At 74.9% G+C, this 17,127-nt stretch carries 14 protein-coding genes; 8 read left to right on the top strand and 6 right to left on the bottom strand.

The genetic code is table 11. From position 1 onward, the window contains the following. Positions 1-5: 5 nt before the first annotated feature. Together EV383_RS04885 and EV383_RS04880 are read left to right on the top strand one after the other, a co-directional pair. Positions 6-671 carry a response regulator transcription factor gene (locus EV383_RS04885; RefSeq protein ID WP_130288795.1) on the top strand — a complete coding sequence of 222 codons (666 nt, stop codon included), beginning with the start codon at positions 6-8 and terminating at the stop codon, positions 669-671. Then, positions 668-2,122 carry a sensor histidine kinase gene (locus tag EV383_RS04880; RefSeq protein ID WP_242622899.1) on the top strand — a complete coding sequence of 485 codons (1,455 nt, stop codon included), beginning with the start codon at positions 668-670 and terminating at the stop codon, positions 2,120-2,122. The genes EV383_RS04885 and EV383_RS04880 overlap by 4 nt, the downstream gene beginning before the upstream one ends. A 9-nt stretch (positions 2,123-2,131) precedes the next feature. On the opposite strand, the gene EV383_RS04875 is transcribed toward EV383_RS04880, so the two are convergent. The 4 genes from EV383_RS04875 to EV383_RS04860 all read right to left on the bottom strand — a co-directional run bounded on the left by EV383_RS04875 (position 2,132) and on the right by EV383_RS04860 (position 6,048). Continuing rightward, positions 2,132-3,073: a transketolase family protein gene (locus EV383_RS04875; protein WP_130288794.1), complete on the bottom strand. Its 942-nt coding sequence runs from the start codon at positions 3,071-3,073 to the stop codon at positions 2,132-2,134. Then, the gene (locus tag EV383_RS04870) at positions 3,073-3,765 is read right to left on the bottom strand and encodes a thiamine pyrophosphate-dependent enzyme (protein WP_130288793.1); all 693 of its coding nucleotides are present in this window, start codon (positions 3,763-3,765) and stop codon (positions 3,073-3,075) included. The genes EV383_RS04875 and EV383_RS04870 overlap by 1 nt, the downstream gene beginning before the upstream one ends. Before the next feature lie 57 nt (positions 3,766-3,822). Beyond that, positions 3,823-4,821, bottom strand: a complete 999-nt coding sequence (locus EV383_RS04865) for a potassium channel family protein (RefSeq protein ID WP_130293903.1) — start codon at positions 4,819-4,821, stop codon at positions 3,823-3,825. Between the two features lie 66 nt (positions 4,822-4,887). Beyond that, positions 4,888-6,048: a saccharopine dehydrogenase family protein gene (locus tag EV383_RS04860; protein ID WP_130288792.1), complete on the bottom strand. Its 1,161-nt coding sequence runs from the start codon at positions 6,046-6,048 to the stop codon at positions 4,888-4,890. A 206-nt stretch (positions 6,049-6,254) separates the two neighbouring features. On the opposite strand from EV383_RS04860, the gene EV383_RS04855 reads away from it, so the two are divergent. From EV383_RS04855 to EV383_RS04830, 6 genes are all read left to right on the top strand, one after another. Beyond that, entirely contained in the window at positions 6,255-7,256 is a 1,002-nt protein-coding gene (locus EV383_RS04855) for a sensor histidine kinase (RefSeq protein WP_130293901.1), read from the top strand. Beyond that, positions 7,253-8,146 carry a LytR/AlgR family response regulator transcription factor gene (locus EV383_RS04850; RefSeq protein ID WP_207223437.1) on the top strand — a complete coding sequence of 298 codons (894 nt, stop codon included), beginning with the start codon at positions 7,253-7,255 and terminating at the stop codon, positions 8,144-8,146. Before EV383_RS04855 ends, EV383_RS04850 begins: the two co-directional genes overlap by 4 nt. After that, entirely contained in the window at positions 8,143-8,562 is a 420-nt protein-coding gene (locus EV383_RS04845; protein ID WP_130288791.1) for a hypothetical protein, read from the top strand. Before EV383_RS04850 ends, EV383_RS04845 begins: the two co-directional genes overlap by 4 nt. Further along, the gene (locus EV383_RS04840) at positions 8,559-10,241 is read left to right on the top strand and encodes a sodium/solute symporter (protein WP_242622897.1); all 1,683 of its coding nucleotides are present in this window, start codon (positions 8,559-8,561) and stop codon (positions 10,239-10,241) included. The genes EV383_RS04845 and EV383_RS04840 overlap by 4 nt, the downstream gene beginning before the upstream one ends. Positions 10,242-10,414: 173 nt before the next feature. Then, positions 10,415-10,768: a DUF485 domain-containing protein gene (locus tag EV383_RS04835; RefSeq protein WP_130288790.1), complete on the top strand. Its 354-nt coding sequence runs from the start codon at positions 10,415-10,417 to the stop codon at positions 10,766-10,768. Next, entirely contained in the window at positions 10,765-12,387 is a 1,623-nt protein-coding gene (locus EV383_RS04830; RefSeq protein ID WP_130288789.1) for a solute symporter family protein, read from the top strand. The genes EV383_RS04835 and EV383_RS04830 overlap by 4 nt, the downstream gene beginning before the upstream one ends. Positions 12,388-12,654: 267 nt before the next feature. Here EV383_RS04830 and EV383_RS04825 read toward each other — a convergent pair whose 3' ends face one another. Then, positions 12,655-16,032 carry an ATP-dependent helicase gene (locus tag EV383_RS04825; protein WP_242622896.1) on the bottom strand — a complete coding sequence of 1,126 codons (3,378 nt, stop codon included), beginning with the start codon at positions 16,030-16,032 and terminating at the stop codon, positions 12,655-12,657. 43 nt (positions 16,033-16,075) lie between these two features. Beyond that, positions 16,076-16,906, bottom strand: a complete 831-nt coding sequence (locus EV383_RS04820) for a glycoside hydrolase family 16 protein (RefSeq protein ID WP_165438235.1) — start codon at positions 16,904-16,906, stop codon at positions 16,076-16,078. Positions 16,907-17,127: the final 221 nt, after the last annotated feature.

The raw sequence follows: 17,127 nt of genomic DNA, 5'->3' as shown, positions 1-17,127 counted from the left end.
GGGACGTGGGTGCACGGGTGCTGGTGGTGGAGGACGCGGAGACGATCCGCGCCGCCGTCCTGGCCGGGCTCAGCGGGGCCGGGATGGAGGCCACCGGGCGCCCGGACGGGACGACGCTGGAACGCGACCTCGCCGACTTCCGCCCGGACATCGTCGTGCTGGACGTGATGCTCCCCGGCCGCGACGGGTTCGCCCTGCTCGAGGTGATCCGCCGGACCGGCACCGCGGGCGTGGTCATGCTGACCGCCCGCGACGAGGTCGACGACCGGTTGCGTGGCCTGCACGGCGGCGCCGACGACTACGTCGTCAAACCGTTCGCCCTCGCCGAGCTGACCGCCCGGGTGACCGCGGTGCTGCGCCGCACCGGAGCCGCGCCGGGGGTCGTCGAGATCGACGACCTGGTGGTGGACGTGCCGGCCGGGGTCGTACGCCGCGGCGGCGAGCCGGTCGAGCTGACGGCCACCGAGCTGCGGCTGCTGGACTACCTGGTCGCCCAGCGCGGGCGGGTGGTGAGCAAGGCGCAGATCCTGAACCGGGTCTGGGGCTGGACCGACTACGACCCGAACCTGGTCGAGGTGCACGTCTCCGCGCTGCGCCGCAAGCTCGGCGAACCGCGGCTGCTGCACACGGTGCGCGGCATCGGCTACGTGCTGCGTGCGGACCCGCCGTGACGTCGCTCCCGGACGGGTTCCGGCGCGCGGCGCGTACCCGGACCGAGACCCTGCGCGCCGGGTCGTTGCGGACCGTGTCGCTGCGCCGCCGGGTCACCGCGTCCAGCCTGCTGGTGCTGGCGGCGGTGCTCCTGGCGGTCGGCGTGCTGACCGACGTCCTGGTCGCCGCGCAGACCCGGTCGGACCTGCAGTCCCGGCTGGAGGGACGGGCGGCGACGGCCGTGCAGCTGGCCGGGCAGGGCGTCCGCGGTGCGGAGCTGGTCCGACGCGTCGACGGGCCCGGCGTACGCGTCACGCTGACGACGACCACCGGCGCGGTCTACACCTCGTCCGGGCAGGGCGTCGGCCCCGGACCGGACCGCGACGGCCCGCCCTCGCGGCGCGGCGGGAACGGTGCCGGCGGGGACGGCCCGAACGGAGGCGGGGCGAGCGGGGGCGGCCGGGAGGCCGACCGGGTGGTGCGGGCGACCCTGGCCGACGGCTCCGTGATCGTCCTGAGCGCCGACTCCGACCAGATCTCGTCGGCCCAGCAGCGGCTGCGCCGGATCCTGCTCGCGCTCGGTGTGGCCGGACTGGTCGCGGCCGGGCTGGTCACGCTGCTCACCACACGGCTCGCACTCGCTCCGCTGGACGACATGACCGGGCTGGCCCGCTCGATCACCCGCGGCGACCGCGGCGCCCGGCTCGCCCCCGCCCGCACCGACACCGAGCTGGGCCGCGCCGCCGCCGCGTTCGACGACATGCTCGACGAGCTGGAGGGCGCCGAGTCGACCGCGCGGGCGTCCGAGGCGCGGACCCGGCAGTTCGTTGCCGACGCCGCGCACGAGCTGCGCACGCCGCTGGCCGGCGTGCGTGCCGCCGCCGAGGCCGCGCTCGACCCGGAGCTCCCGGCCGCCGACCGCGACCGGCTGCACCTGTTGCTGCTGCGCGACACCCAGCGCGCCGCCCGCCTCGTCGACGACCTGCTGGCGCTGGCCCGGATCGACGCCGGCATCGAGCTGCACCCGGTGCCGGTGGACCTGCTTGACCTCGCCCGCGGCGAGGTCGAGCGGGCCGGGCTGCTCGCGCCGGGTCTGGACGTGCGGGCCACCGGTGACGCGGTCCTCGTCCCCGGTGACCCGCAACGTCTCGGCCAGGTACTGGCCAACCTGCTCGACAACGCCCGCCGCCACACCCCCGACGGCGGCACGATCACCGTCGCGGTGACCGGGCCCGGCTCGGTGACCGTGACCGACACCGGCGCGGGCGTGCCCGAGGCCGACCGGGAGCGGATCTTCGAACGCCTCGTCCGGCTCGACGACGCCCGCTCCGCCGACGCCGGCGGCGCCGGTCTCGGGCTCGCCATCGCCCGCGGCATCGCCCGTGCGCACGGCGGGGAGCTGACCTGCGTCGACCCTCCGCCGGGCGCCGGGGCCGCGTTCCGCCTCACTCTCCCGGCCGGCCCCTCGTGAGCCGGAGGCTCACGGGTGCAGGAAGTCGATGACCGAGCGGCGGATGCCCTCGACGTCGATGCCGTGCGCGGCGTCGTGCTGCTCGCGGGTGCCGTAGCGACGCAGCTCGTCCGGCCCGACGCCGAGGCCCAGCGTGCGGTGCCGGATCCCGCCCAGCGCCCGGGAGACCTCCGCGGTGGAGGTGTCGCGCAGGTACGGCTCGACCAGCACGACGTCCGGTGCGCCCAGCGTGCGGCGCAGCGTCCCGGCGTCGAACGGGCGGACCGTCGAGGCGTAGAGCACGGTGACGTCGAGGCCGTCGACGGCGGCGAGCGTGCGGTCGGCCATCGGCCCGACCGCGACGACCGTGCCGCGGCTCCCCCGTCGCAGCACCGACATCCTCCCGTCGACCGGTCCGGGGGCGGCGTTGGAGAGCCCGTCGAGCCGGATGTAGATCCGGTCGTCGCGGCGTAGCGCGTCGCGCAGCATCTCCTCGGCCTCGTCGGCGTGCCCGGGCACGTGCACCGTCCAGCCGGACAACGTGTCCAGCAGGGCGACATCGCGCTGCCCGAAGTGCGTCTCGCCGCCGGCCGGCCAGCCGTAGGACCCGCCGGCCGAGACCAGCACCGCGCCGACGTCCTGGTGCCCCAGATCGAGCTTGACCTGCTCGTACGGGCGCTCCAGCAGGAACGGCGCGAACGTGTGGACGATCGGGCGCAGCCCGGCCAGGGCGAGCCCGCCGGCCGTCGAGATCAGCAGCTGCTCCCGGATCCCCAGGTTGATCACGCGGTCGCGCACCGGCGCGACCTTCTCCGGGTCCAGGTAGGAGGCGCCGATCTCGGCCAGCACCACCGCGACCCGCGGGTCGGCGGCGACGAGCTCGGGCAGCAGGCCGTAGAACCGGTCCCGCGCGTCCGGCGGCGGGCCGTCGTCGAGGTGCGCGTCGGTCTGTTCGATGGTCGCGGTGCTCATCAGGACTCCTTCGGCTCGACATGGGCGACGACGGCGTGCGGCCGGTCGCCGGGAGGATCGCTCGTGAACGCGCGGTACAGGGCGTCGTGGTCGCGACCGTCGACGTCGGTCGTCGACCAGCCCTCGACGGCGAAGCGGGCGGCGATCCCGCCCGGCCAGCCCTGCGAGGCCGACGCGTTGTCGATCACCACCGCGGAGAGCCGGTCCAGCCCGGCCCGTCCGGCGTACTGGACGGCCTCGATGTTCGAGCCCTCGTCGAGCTCGGCGTCACCGACCAGGACGACGGTGCGCGCGTCGCGCCCGGTGGCCCGCAGCCCCAGCGCGGTGCCCACGGCCAGGCCGAGGCCGTGCCCGAGCGAGCCGGAGCCGATCTCCACACCGGGCACCAGCACCCGGTCCGGGTGGTGCCCGAGGCGCGAGTCCCACTCGCCGAACGTGTCCAGCTGCGCGTCGTCGAGGAACCCGGCCGCGGCGAGCACCGCGTAGTAGGCCATCGGGCCGTGGCCCTTGGACAGCAGGAACCGGTCGCGGTCCGGGTCGTCCGGTGCCCGCGGGTCGATCCGCAGCACTCGGTCGTAGAGCACCCACAGGACGTCGAGTGTGGACGTCGCGCTGTGGTCGTGCTTCTCGTCGCCGGTCATCCGGGTCATCAGGCCGGCGAGGTCGTCGTAGGGGCGTCTCGTGGTCGTCATGGGACCACCCTGTGAGCTGAACCCGGCTTCAGGTCAAGAGCCCCGGACGGGTGGTCGTCAGTCGTCCTCGACCGGGGAGGCGCGGCGCACGTAGAGCAGCTGGTCCCCGCGCTCGAGGGAGTCGACGGTCGGTGCGTCCACCCGGTGCAGGGTGTCGCCGCGGACGACGCCGAGCACGATGTCGGGCAGGTGCCGCGGCGAGCCGCCCACCTCGTTCGGCTCCACCGAGCGCTGGCTGATCGCGAACCCGGCGTCCGGGGTCAGCAGGTCCTCCACGACCTCGACGACGGCCGGGGACCGCGTCGCGACGCCGAGCAGGCGACCGGCCGTCTCGTCGGAGACGATCACTGAGTTGGCGCCGGACTGGCGCAGCAGGTGCACGTTCTCCGACTCCCGCACCGCGGCCACGATCGCCGCGGTCTCGGACAGCTCGCGGGCGGTGAGCGTGACCAGGACCGCGGTGTCGTCGCGGTCCAGGGCGACGATCAACGTCGTCGCCTGGTGCACGCCGGCGATCCGCAGGACCTGCGAGCGGGTGGCGTTGCCGGAGACGGTGACCAGCCCCAGCCCGGACGCCACGTCGAGCCGGGCCCGGTCGGTGTCGACCACGACGATCTTCTCGGGGTCCACCCCGTCGCCGAGCATCGTCTCCACGGCGGCCCGGCCCTTCGTGCCGTAGCCGACGACGACGGTGTGCTCGCGCACGCGCGACCTCCAACGCTGGATCCGGAACGACTGCCGGGAGCGCTCGGTGAGCAGCTCCACGGTCGTACCGACGAGGACGATCAGGAACAGGACCCGCAACGGGGTGACGACCAGGATGTTGATCCCGCGGGCCACCGGGGAGACCGGGACGATGTCGCCGTACCCGGTCGTGGACAGCGACACCGTCGCGTAGTAGAGAGCGTCGAGCAACGAGATCGGCCCGGCACCGTTGTTGTCCAGGTAGCCGTCACGCCCGAAGTAGACGATCAGGGTGGTGGCCCCGAGCGCGCCGAGCGCGATGACGAGGCGGTTGACCAGCGAGCGGACCGGCCCGGCCCGCTGGTCGGGCATCTTCAGCGCCCCCGTGACCTGCGGGTCGAGGGTCGTGAAGCGTGAGGAGCCCAGCACCGGCGAAGGCTAACGCCCGGTCGGTCCGGGCGTGGCACCCGAGTCCGAACCGTTGCCGGCTCCCGTCTCCACGATGCCCGCGGTCGCCGCCCCGGCCGTGAGCTCGTCCAGACCGAAGGCGCACACCGGGTCCAGCGCGCCGGTCCCGCGCACTCCGTGCTCCGCGGCGCGGGTCGCGCCCCAGGCCAGCAGGTCGGCGGTGATCGCGTAGGCGTCCGGGGAGACGAGCCGGGTGCGGGCGAGCAGGGTGCCCGCGTCGTCGAAGGCCTCGGCGACGAAGTGCGACGTGCTGCGCGCCAGGTTCTCCGCGTCCGGCGCCTCGGACGCCCGCCCGGCCGCGAGCCCCGCCAGCCCGGTGACCGCCCTGCCGAGCGCGGGCACCCGGGACAGCCACGGGGTGAGGCCGCTGGCGGCGTGCACGACGCCGCTGGCCTGGCCGAACCAGCCGAGGTAGACGTCGACGACCCGCAGGCCCGGCTCGAACCGCGGCAGCGCGAACTGCTCGGCACCACCGATGGTCACGCCCGGGCGCGGACGGCCGTTGACGTCGAACGTCCGCATCCGGACGCCGGCGGCCTCGCTGCGCAGCTCGCCGTCGCGCCAGGCGTAGACGGGCTCGGCCGCGACCCCCACCAGCGAGTTCAGGGTGCCGCGGGAGAACGGCTGGCCGCCTCCACCGCCCGAGATGAAGTAGCCGACGTCGACCCGCGCCGGGGTCCCGGCCCTGCGGGCGTCCCGTACGGCGAGGGCTCCGGCCAGCACGCCGGGGACGTAGTCGTTGCCGAAGGCGGTGAGCAGCGCCGCGCCGGAGCGTTCCGCGGCCGGGCCGTACTGCTCGAAGACCCGGCGGATGAACGGCGGCTCGCCGGTGGAGTCGAGGTAGACGGCACCGGCCGCGACCGCGGCGTCGACGGCCGCCCCGCCGAACCGGGTGAACGGCCCGACCGTGCTGACCAGCACGTCCCCCGCCCCGACCAGGGACCGGACCGACGCCGGGTCACCGACGTCGGCGACCGCCGTCTCCAGGCCGCCGAGGCGGGCGGACAGGGCGTCGAGCTTCCCCCGGCTGCGCCCGGCCAGTACCGGCGTTGCTCCACGTGCGACCAGCGACTCCGCCACCCGGGCGCCGGTGTATCCGGTGGCTCCCAGCAGGACGATCCGTACCGTCATCCGCGCGAGGCTAGTGGTCGGGGTCGCGCCCGAGGAGGACACGTGGCGTGTCACACCGGCGGCTCTAGAGTGAGGGGGTGCCGACGGTGGACGACGAGGACGGCGTGCGCACCGCGCCCGCGGACCCCGCACCCGCGGGCCGTCGTCCCCGGGGCCGGTTGACCCGCCGCGCCCGGGCCGCGCTGCCGCTGCACCGCCCGGATCCGATGGACGTCCTCGACGCCGGCGTCGCGATCACCACGGGGCTCGCCGACGGACCCGCCGGCGACGGCGCCCCCGCCGCCCTGCACAGGCTGGGCACCCTCGTCGGGGCCACCGCGGTGGGGCTCACCGGCCCGGACGGGCCACCGGCCTGGTGGGGTCCCGGACAGGACGACGGCACCGAGCTCGCTGCCCGCGCCGCCGCGACCGGGCGCCGGGCCACCGACCGCGACCGGGTCGCGCTGCCGCTGCGGGTGGCCGGCGCACCGGGCGGGGTGCTGGTGCTCGGCGGGCCGGTCTCGTCGGGCACCGCGCGCCGCGCCGCGGCCTGGGTCACCGACGCCCTGGAACGCGCGCACCTGCAGGCCGGGGCCGCCGAGGCCGACCGCGCCCGGCTGCGCACGCTGCGCGCGGAGATCTCCCCGCACTTCGTCTACAACGCCCTGACCACGATCGCCTCGTTCGTGCGCTCCGACCCGGCCCGGGCCCGCGACCTGCTGCAGAGCTTCGCCGAGTTCACCCGGCACTCGCTGGCCGCCCGCGGCGACTACACGACGCTGGCCGGGGAGTTCCGCTCCGTCGAGGCGTACCTGACGCTGGCCCGCGCGGTGCTCGGCGACCGCCTGAAGGTGCAGGTCCGGGTCGCGCCGGAGGTGCTGCCGGTACCGATCCCGGTGCTCGCGCTGCAGCCGCTGGTGGAGAACGCCGTGCAGCACGGCGTCGAGCGCGCCGAGGGCGGCGGCACCGTCCTCGTCAGCGGCGAGGCCGAGGGCGGGGTCTGCGTGATCGCCGTCGAGGACGACGGCCCGGGGATGGCGCCCGAGCACGCCCGCGCGGTGCTGGCCGGGACCGCCGAGGGGGCGGGGCTGGCGCTGGTGAACGTGGACCGGCGGCTGCGCGCCGTCTACGGGGCGGGGCACGGCCTCGTCGTCGAGACGGCGGAGGGCGCCGGCACCCGGATCGTGCTGCGGATCCCCCGCTTCCAGCCCGGGGTGGTGGTCCCGTGAGCCCGTCCGATCCGGGTGCCGCGCCGCTGCGCGTGCTCGCCGTCGACGACGTCGCCCCCGCCCTCGACGAGCTGTGCGCGATGCTCGGCGACTCCCCCGACGTCGGTGAGGTCGCCCGCGCCGGGGACGCCGTCGCCGCGCTGCGGCTGCTGCCGACCGGACGCTTCGACGCGGTGTTCCTCGACATCACGATGCCCGGGATGAACGGCCTGGAGCTGGCCCGGGTGCTCTCGGCGATGGCCGAGCCGCCGGAGGTCGTGTTCGTGACGGCGTTCGAGGAGCACGCGCTGGCCGCCTACGGGCTGGGCGCGGTGGACTACCTGCTCAAGCCGGTCGGGCAGGACCGGCTCACCGAGGCGCTGGCCCGGGTCCGGCGGCTCGGCGGATCGCGCGGGCCCCGCCCGGCGCCCGCGGCACCGGCCGCTCCCCCGGCGCGGCCCGCGCCCCCGGCGCCGCGGGTGGACGAGCTCGCGGTGGTCCCGGTCGAGCTCGGCGGGCGCACCCGCTACCTGCGCCGCGACGACGTCCGGTTCGTGGAGGCGCACGGCGACTACGTGCGGCTGACCACGCCGTCCGGGTCGCACCTGGTGCGGATCCCGCTGTCGCGGCTGGAGGAGCACTGGTCGCCGCACGAGTTCGTCCGGGTACACCGCAGCTACCTGCTCGCGCTGCCCGCCGTCGTCGAGCTGCGCAGCGACGCCGGCGGCGGGCTGCTCGCCCACACCGACGCCGGTGACGTGCCGGTCAGCCGTCGCCATGCCCGTGAGCTGCGGGAGCTGCTGCTCGACGCCGCCGCCCGCGGCACCCTGGGCTCGCACGTCTCCGGCGGGCCGCACACCGGCGGGCCCGCCGGGCAACCCGCCGGCGGGCACCCCGGAGCGGACCGGTGAGCCGGCCGCGGCGGGTCTCGGTCACCGCCCCGGACGGCCCGTCCCCGGCGCCCACCCCCACCCGGCCGGTCGATCCGCTCGCCGCCGACCCCGCCGCCCTGCAGACCGCCCGCCGGATCCGGCGGGCCCAGCTCCGCCGCGCCGCGACCACCGTCGCGCTGGGAGCGGTGCTGCTGTTCGGCGTGCCGGTGCTGCTGCGACTCGCCCCCGACCTGGCCGCCGTCCGCCTGTTCGGCCTGCCCGGCGGCTGGCTGGTCGTCGCGATCGCGCCCTACCCACTGCTCGCGGCCCTGGCCTGGTGGCAGATGGCCGGCGCGGAACGCGACGAGCGGAGCCCCGGACCGGTCCCCGGCGACGGGTCTCCGGCACGGGGCGACGGGGCGGGCGGGGCCGACGAGGTGGGTCGGGCCCGGTGACCGGCGCCGCCGTCGTCGCACTGGTGCTCGTCACCGTGCTGATCGGTGCACGCGGCGTGGCCGCGATGCGGACGACGTCGGACTTCCTGGTCGCCTCGCGGCAGACGTCGCCGCTGCTCAACGCGGCCGCCGTGTCCGGGGAGTACCTGTCCGCGGCGTCGTTCCTGGGCGTCGCCGGGCTGGTCATCAAGGAGGGCACCGGCGCGCTCTGGTACCCGGTCGGCTTCACCGCCGGTTACCTGCTGATGCTCGCGCTGGTCGCGGCGCCGATGCGGCGTACCGGAGCGCTGACCGTGCCCGGGTTCGCCGAGGCCCGGCTCGGCTCGCCGCGGCTGCGCCGGTTCAGCGCGATCGTCGTCGTCGTGATCGCCGGGCTCTACCTGGTGCCGCAGTTCGTGGCCGCCGGGCAGCTGCTCACGCTCGTCTCGGACGTGCCGTACTGGGTCGGCGTGGTCGTCGCCGGGGCCGCGGTGTCGATCACCCTGGCGCTGGGCGGGATGCGCGCGGCCACCTACGTCCAGGCGTTCCAGTTCGTGCTCAAGCTCCTGCTCTTCGCCGGTCCGGCGATCTGGCTGCTGATCGTGGCCGGGCCGGAGCTGCGCGGGCAGATGGCCGCGCCGCCGGAATTCACGACGTTCACCCGCGACACCGACGTCGACTTCCGCCTGGACACGACGCTGGTGCTCCCGTCCCCGCTGGCCGTCGTCGTCGACGGCGAGCCGCGCGCCCTGGGCGCCGGGCCGCACCCCGCCACCGCCGACACGGTCTGGACGTTCCCGGCCGGGGCCCCGGTCCCCTACGTGGCCGGAGCGGCCGAGGACCTGCCGGTGCCGGGCAGCGCCGCCTGGGGGGTGCCGCTGCTGGGCACCGGGAGCGACTCCCCGCTGCTGGCGACCTGGTCGGTCCTGGTGGCCACCGCGCTGGGCACGATGGGCCTGCCGCACATCATCGTCCGCTTCCACACCGCACCGGACGGGCGCGCAGCCCGCCGGACCGCGGCGATCACGGTCGGCCTGCTCGGCACGTTCTACCTGTTCCCGATCGTCTACGGGCTGCTCGGCACCGTCCTGACCCCGGAGCTCTACCTCTCCGAGGGCACCGACACCGCGGTGGTGATGCTGCCCGGACGGGTCGCCGGGGACGGGCTCGCGTCGTCGATCGTGACGGCGCTGCTGGCCGCCGGGGCGTTCGCGGCGTTCCTGGCCACCTCGCTCGGGCTGCTCCTCGCGCTGGCCGGGGCGCTCGCGCACGACCTGATGCCCTCGGGCCTGCGCCGGCTGCGCCTGTCCGCGCTGGCCGCCGCCGCGGTGGTCGTCACCGCGGCGTTGTTCGCCTCGCGGGTCGACGTCAGCGCGGCCGTCACGTCGTCGTTCGCGGTGGCGGCCTCGACGTTCTGCCCGCTGCTGGTGCTCGGCATCTGGTGGCGGCGGCTCACCGCGCGCGGGGCCCTGGCCGGGATGACGGCGGGGCTGCTCGGCTCGCTCGGCGCGATGGCACTGGCGGCCGTTCCGGGGTCACCGGTCCCCGCGGGGGGTACGGTCGCCCTGCTGCTGTCCCAGCCCGCGCTGTGGTCGGTACCGCTCGCGTTCGTGATCATGATCTCGGTGTCACTGACCGATCACGCTCCGCCATGGGCGGAGGCTACGATGCTCCGGCTGCACCTCGCAGACCGGCGTTAGTCGAATCGTGTCAAGACCGTTGGTCGCGCAACGTTGCGATCGACGCCACTCTGGTCCACCGTTCGTCTCAATCGCCGGTTGTGTGGCGTGAGCCGCTTTCGCGGCGACCGATCGAGGCCTTTTCCTGAGCGCACCCGCGCGGTGAGAAGCCCGGGAGATGCAAGGAGGCATACGTGAGTACCACCGAGTCCACCGACGATCCGCCGGCGCCGTCCGGCTCCACGGACTGGACGGCCGTCCAGGCGAGCCCGGACTTCCAGCAGCTGCGCAAGCGCCTGCGCGGGTTCGTCTTCCCGGTCACCGCCGGCTTCCTGGCCTGGTACCTGCTCTACGTCCTGCTCGCGAGCTACGCGCCGGACTTCATGGCGACCCCGGTCCTGGGCAACATCAACATCGGACTGATCTTCGGACTGCTGCAGTTCGTCTCGACGTTCGCGATCACGATCACCTACATCCGCTTCGCCGACCGGAAGCTCGACCCGCTGTCGTCGAAGATCCGTGACGAGATCGAGGGAGGTTCCCGATGACGCTCGCCCAGTCCTCCCTCGAGCAGGCCAGCCCGGTCCTCAACATCTCGATCTTCATCGCGTTCGTGGTGATCACGCTCGGGATCGTGATCTACGTGAACCGTCGCGCGTCGTCGACGGCGTCGGACTTCTACACCGCCGGCGGCGGCTTCTCCGGGCCGCAGAACGGCACCGCGATCGCCGGTGACTACCTGTCCGCGGCGTCGTTCCTCGGCATCGCCGGCGCGATCGCGCTCAACGGCTACGACGGCTTCCTCTACTCGATCGGCTTCCTGGTCGCCTGGCTCGTCGCGCTGCTGCTGGTCGCCGAGCTGATGCGCAACACCGGCCGTTTCACCATGGGTGACGTGCTGGCGTTCCGGATGAAGCAGCGGCCGATCCGGGCCGCCGCGGCGACGTCGACGCTCGTCGTGTCGTTCTTCTACCTGCTGGCCCAGATGGCCGGTGCCGGTGGCCTCGTGTCGCTGCTCCTCGACATCAAGGGCGGCCTCGGGCAGTCCATCGTGATCGCGGTCGTGGGTGCGGTCATGATCGCCTACGTGCTGATCGGCGGCATGCGCGGCACGACCTGGGTCCAGATGATCAAGGCGGTGCTGCTCATCCTCGGCGCCCTGATCATGACGATCTGGGTGCTGGCGCTGTTCGGCTTCAACTTCTCCGCGCTGCTCGGCGGAGCGGTGGACCGGGCCGGTGCGGCCGGCGAGGCGCTCCTCGCGCCCGGCAAGCAGTACACGAACAAGATCGACTTCATCTCGCTCGGCCTCGCCCTGGTGCTCGGTACCGCGGGCCTGCCGCACGTGCTGATGCGCTTCTACACGGTGCCGACGGCCAAGGAGGCCCGGAAGTCGGTCGAGTGGGCGATCTGGCTGATCGGCCTGTTCTACCTGTTCACGCTCGTGATCGGCTACGGCGCGGGCGCGCTGGTCGGCCCGGAGGAGATCCGGGGCGCACCGGGTGGTGTGAACTCCGCGGCCCCGCTGCTCGCCCTCGAGCTGGGCGGTCCGGTGCTGCTGGGCATCATCTCCGCGGTCGCCTTCGCCACGATCCTCGCGGTCGTGGCCGGCCTGACGATCACGGCGTCGGCGTCGTTCGCGCACGACGTCTACATCAACGTGATCAAGAAGGGCCAGGTCCAGGACGAGCAGAAGACCGAGGTCCGGGTCGCCCGGATCACCACGGTCGTGATCGGCATCGTGGCGATCGTCGGCGGCATCGCGGCCAACGGGCAGAACGTCGCCTTCCTGGTGGCGCTGGCCTTCGCCGTCGCGGCCTCGGCCAACCTGCCGACGATCCTGTACTCGCTGTTCTGGAAGCGGTTCAACACCACCGGTGCGCTGTTCAGCATCTACGGCGGTCTGGCGAGTGCGATCATCCTGATCGTGTTCTCCCCCGCCGTGTCCGGCAAGCCGCCGACAGCCTCGACGAAGTCCATGATCCAGGGCGTCGACTTCTCCTGGTTCCCGCTGGAGAACCCGGGCATCGTCTCGATCCCGCTGTCGTTCGTCCTCGGCATCGTGGGCACCTACGTCGGGCAGAAGCGCCACGACGGCAGCAAGTTCGCCGAGATGGAGGTCCGGTCCCTGACCGGCGCCAACATCGCCAAGGTGTCCTCGCACTAGGCACGCACGCGGCGCTGCTCGTCCGAGCCCGCGTCCCGCCCCGGTCCACCGGGTGCGGGGCGCGGGCTCGCTGCGTGTCGGAGCCGGCCGGCGCGTCGCCCGCCGAGCGTCACGTTCCGGTCCCCGCGGCCGCCATGTCGTGACACTCGGCGTGGCGGTGCCGAACGAGCGTCACGATGTGGTCGTAGCGATCGCCATCTCGTGACTCCCGACGAGACGGAGCTCGACGACGGGCCGCGCACCGGGCCGCGCCGGAACCCGATCGACCTAGCTCGCGACGCGGGGCACCGAGTTCAGGAGCGCGTGCAGGCCCTCGGCGTCGAGGAGGTCCGCCGGGCGGAGCGTGACGTCCGGGCGCACGTAGTGGAACGCCGCGCGGACCCGTTCCGGCGGCACGCCCTGCAACGCGGCCCAGGCCAGGCGGTAGGCGGCGAGCTGCACGCCCACGGCGCGTTCGCGATCACCCTCGGGCGGGACGCCGGTCTTCCAGTCGACGACCGTCCAGCCACCGTCCGGGTCGGCGAACACGGCGTCCATCCGGCCGCGCACGGCGACCCCCGCCACCACCGACTCGAACGACACCTCCACCTCGATCGGCACCCGGTCGGCCCACTCCGATCGCAGGAACGCCTCCTGCAGCTCGATCAGCGCGTCGTCCCCGGCACCGTTGTCGTCCGCGGCACCGGGCAGCTCGTCGAGGTCGAGCAGCTGGACCGCGCCGAAGCGCTGCTCGAGCCAGGCGTGGAACGCCGTGCCGCGGCGGGTGTGCGGGTTCGGCGGGAGCGGCACCGGGCGGCGCAGGCGGATCGCGAGCGCGTCCGGGTCGTCGGCCAGCTCGACGAGCTGGCTCACCGAGACCCGCCCGGGCAGCAGGACGGTGGGACGCCGGGCGGCCGCGGCGCGCTCGGCGAGCAGCACGTCGACGTCGGCCGCCCAGCCCTCCGGATCCTCCTCGACGACGTCCACCGGCTCGGCGGGCATGTCGAGGCTGAGCTGGTCGGGCGAGGTCCTGCGCCCGCGCCGGGGCGGGGCGGGGCGGGCGCGGCGGCGCAGTGCCTCGCGGACCAGGTCGGCGCCGGCGCGGACGTCGGTGCCGCGGTCGCCGAACGGGTCGGGCGGCCAGGGCGCGGTGTGCGTCGTGCCCAGGGCCGGGTTGCCCGAGTCGGGGTCCGGCGGCGGGGCCCAGTGCTCCAGCAGGCCGACCTCGGAGCCGCCCGGACCCTCCAGGGTCTCGGCGATCTCGGTGAGGAACACCGAGGGCTCCTTGGGCTTCTCCCCGGTCGCCGGCCAGCGGTGCCCGGAGACCAGCAGCGTGTGCTCGGAGCGCGTGAGCGCGACGTAGAACAGCCGTCGCTCCTCGGCCAGGCGACGGTCGTCGAGGGCCTCGTCGTGCCCCTTCATCGCCAGCTCCATCTGCTTGCGGTCACCGCCCGGGGGCAGGTACAGACCGGGCAGGTCGTCGGCGTCGCCACGGAGCGGGACCGGCAGGTCGGACGGGTCCTTGAGCCAGCTGCCGGACATCTTGCGGCCCGGGAACACCTGCGAGACCAGATGCGGGACGGCCACGATCTCCCACTCCAGTCCCTTGGCCGCGTGCACGGTCAGGATCTGCACCCGGTCCGGCGCGACCTCGATCTCGCCCGGGGTCAGCCCGTCCTCGGCCTTCTCCGCGGTCTCCAGGAAGTCCAGCAGCGCCGGCAGCGTGGCGACCTGCGCGCCGGACGAGAAGTCCGCGACGACGTCGGCGAACGCGTCGAGGTGCGCCCGACCGGCCGGGCCCGGCCTGGCCGCGGTCTCCACGTCGAGCAGCAGCACCCGCTCGGTGTCGGCGACGAGGTCCGTCAGCGGCGCCGAGGCCCGCGCGCGCAGCAGCGACAGCTCCCGGCCCAGACGGCGGATCCGGTCGAAGCCGGCCTCGGAGTAGCGCGAGGGCTCCCCCGGGTCGTCGAGCGCGTCGACCAGACCGGCCTGCTCGGCGTGCTCCCCCGGCAGCGCCCCCAGGGCGAGCTCCTGCGGGCTCAGCGGCCCGGGCTTCGACGCCGGCCGCGGGACGAGCTCGCGGGCGCGGGTCCACAGCGCGGCGAGGTCGGCGACGCCGAGCCGCCAGCGCACGCCGGTCAGCAGCCGCACCGCGGACGGTCCGGCCAGCGGGTCGGCCACCACCCGCAGCGCGCTGACCAGGTCCCGCACCTCCGGGGTGTCGAGCAGCCCGCCCAGGCCGACGACCTCGACCGGCAGCCGACGCGCACGCAGCGCCGCGGCCAGGGCGTCCATGTCGGCGCGGCGGCGCACCAGGACCGCCGCCGTCGGGGGCTTGTCCCGCTCCTCGGCGAGAGAGTGCCAGCGCGACGCGACGCCGTCGGCGACCCACTCCACCTCCGCCGCGACGTCGGGCAGGAGCGCGGCCCGGACGTCACCGGGCCCGGCCTTCGGCGCCGCCCGGAGCTCGCCGACCTCGATCGCGCCCGGGCCGGTGCGCAGCTCCTCGGAGACCCGGTTGGCCAGGGTGAGCACCTCGGCCGGGTTCCGGAAGCTGGTGAGCAGGCCGTAGACGTCGGCCGGGTCGCCGTGGCGCGTCGGGAAGTCGGTGCGGAAGCGGGCCAGGTTGCCCGCGCTCGCCCCGCGCCAGCCGTAGATCGACTGGCAGGGGTCACCGACCGCGGTGACCGAGCAGCCGTCCTGCGGGCTCGGGCCCTCCCCCGGGACCGTCCCGAACAGCGCGCGCAGCAGCACCCGCTGGGCGTGCCCGGTGTCCTGGTACTCGTCGAGCAGCACGGCGCGGAACTGGCCGCGCTCGATCCGCCCCACCTCGGGATCCGCCTCGGCGATCCGGGCGGCCAGCGCCATCTGGTCGGCGAAGTCCATCGCCTGCTCGGACTGCTTGCGCGCGGCGAACTCCTCGACCAGCGGCAGCAGCTCGCAGCGCATGTTCTGGGCGGCGATCCAGCCCTTGTAGGTCGCCGACGGCTCGGCCCGCTGGCCCTTCCCGCGCGGCGCCCGCTCCAGCGCGGCGATCATGTCCTGCGCCAGCCGGCGCACGTCGCGCGGCTCGGCCAGGTGCTCGCCGAGCTCGCCGGACAGGGCCAGCAGGTAGCCGGTGACGGTGGCCGGGACGCGGTCGATCTCCAGGTCCGCCGCCCAGCTCGAGACGACCCGGTGCGCGAGCTGCCAGACCGCCGTCGGCCCGAGCAGCCGCGACGCCGGTTCGGCCGGCAGCCGCAGCGCGTGCTCGGAGACCAGGCGTCCGGCATAGGCGTGGTAGGTCGACACGGTCGGTTCCCCGGCCAGCAACGCCGCCCGGCGTCCCCCTCCGGGATCGATGTCGTCGAGCAGACGAGAACTCGCGAGGCGGCGCAGGCGGGACCGCACCCGGGTACCGAGCTGCTGGGCGGCCTTGCGGGTGAAGGTCAGGCCAAGGACCTCCTCGGGCATCGCCTGACCGGTCGCGACCAGCCACACGACCCGGGCCGCCATCGTCTCCGTCTTGCCCGCACCGGCGCCGGCCACGACGAGCGCGGGCCCGATCGGGGCGGCGATGACGGCGGCCTGCTCCTCGGTGGGTGCCGGAAGCCCGAGCGCGGCCGACAGCGCCGCGGGGGTCAGTCCCCCCGGCGCCGGGACCAGGACGTCGGTGCTCGATGTCACGCGAGGTTTGTACCCCCCGGCACCGACAGTTCCGTCCCCGGGACTACCGGTCGACCCGGTAGACCCGCGCCCAGTCGACCTGCAGCCGCACCTGGTCCGGCGTCGTCGCGTCCGGGCCGGGGATCCACTTCTGCGCGGGCCCCTGGTCGAGCTGGATGCACAGGTGCATGGGCTTGGTCGGGATCGCGCGGCGGTCGGTGATCTCCCACTTCTTCACGCCGTCGACATACCAGGTGATCCGGTTCGGCAGCCACTCCATCGCGAACGTGTGCCACTGCGTGAAGTCGCCGACCGTCTCGGTGGACAGGATGTTGTTCGCCTTTCCCCAGTGCACGAACGCGGTCGCCGCGCGACGGTCGTCGTAGGGGATCTCCATCATGTCCAGCTCCCCGTCGTCGGGGAACCGCTCGGAGTCCGGCCAGAGCAGGATCGCCGGGCTGTACCCGCGGCCGACATCGGTGCGGGCGCGGAACTCCCAGCGCCCGTAGCGCTGGCCGGGGCGCATCGAGATGCCACCGGACGTCCCGCCGTTCAGACGGGGCTTGGCCGTGATCGTCAGCAGGCCGTCGCGCTGGGCGACCGCGGACGGGCGGCGCAGGCCGTTGCCGAACGCGCCGATCGAGTTGTAGGTGCTCCACCGGCGGCCGTCGACGCGCCCGGCGTCGAACTCGTCGCCGCCGGTCCGCTTCCACTTCACCGGCGGCGGGCCGGGTGGCGCGGGGGCGGGCCGGGCGGCGACCGGGGCCGCGAACGGGGTCTCGGCCTGGTCCGGGGGCACGGCCACCGTCCACGCGAGCCCGGCCAGGGCGCTGAGCACCAACGCCGTCGCACCGGCACTGCGGGCGACCAGCCGTCGACGACGGCCGCGGGTCACGGGGGCGGGCGCGGGCCGCGCCGGGGAGACCAGGCCCGACGGCCGCCGTGGGGCGGGCGGCGGTTCCACCCGACCGGCGCGGGCCGGGGACGGCGTGGACGGGAACGCTACGGCGGGGGACGGCGCAGCAAGGCTCCGGGACGGAGACGCCGGCCGCAGGGCGACGGTCGCCACCGATGACGACGGAGCCGCCTCCGGGACGGCGGCGGGCGACCGGACCG

The organism is Pseudonocardia sediminis, assembly GCF_004217185.1.
Taxonomy (GTDB): domain Bacteria; phylum Actinomycetota; class Actinomycetes; order Mycobacteriales; family Pseudonocardiaceae; genus Pseudonocardia; species Pseudonocardia sediminis.
The sequence above is the reverse complement of the archived record's forward strand: the minus strand, read 5'-3'. Positions and strand labels throughout refer to the sequence as shown.

Excerpts from the sequence above, each read along its gene's own strand:
- EV383_RS04875 (WP_130288794.1), bottom strand. The coding sequence starts at position 3,073 with ATGAGCACCGCGACCATCGAACAGACCGACGCGCACCTCGACGACGGC.
- EV383_RS04870 (WP_130288793.1), bottom strand. The coding sequence starts at position 3,765 with ATGACGACCACGAGACGCCCCTACGACGACCTCGCCGGCCTGATGACC.
- EV383_RS04865 (WP_130293903.1), bottom strand. The coding sequence starts at position 4,821 with ATGCCCGACCAGCGGGCCGGGCCGGTCCGCTCGCTGGTCAACCGCCTC.
- EV383_RS04860 (WP_130288792.1), bottom strand. The coding sequence starts at position 6,048 with ATGACGGTACGGATCGTCCTGCTGGGAGCCACCGGATACACCGGCGCC.
- EV383_RS04855 (WP_130293901.1), top strand. The coding sequence starts at position 6,255 with ATGGACGTCCTCGACGCCGGCGTCGCGATCACCACGGGGCTCGCCGAC.
- EV383_RS04830 (WP_130288789.1), top strand. The coding sequence starts at position 10,765 with ATGACGCTCGCCCAGTCCTCCCTCGAGCAGGCCAGCCCGGTCCTCAAC.